Below are 322 nucleotides of genomic sequence, written 5' to 3' on the forward strand. Positions count from 1 at the left end.
TCCTCAGTGGAATTGCCTGGGATCATATTAATGTGTTTCCTACTTATAAAACCTACGTGGAACAATTCAGGATCTTTATTGACTCCATTGTAAAAGGGGGAATTCTTGTCTATAACGAAGAAGATCTACAGCTTAAGCAGTTGGTTGCTGCAACTACAAATACAATAAGAAAACATCCTTATCAAACTCCCGAATTTCATGTGGAAGATGAAATGACGCTGCTCCACACGCCCGAGGGAGACATGCCTGTTTCAGTTTTTGGAAGCCATAATCTTCAAAATCTGGCCGGTGCGAAATGGATATGTCAACACATGGGAATTGA

General features: G+C 40.7%; 1 protein-coding gene. It reads left to right on the forward strand.

Annotation, left to right across the window (positions count from 1 at the left end; all coding sequences use genetic code 11):
- The coding region (locus tag HC176_RS18550; RefSeq protein ID WP_245234969.1) for a Mur ligase family protein at positions 1–322 on the forward strand (322 nt) is incomplete at both ends.

The sequence above is a fragment of the Tamlana crocina genome, from assembly GCF_012037625.1.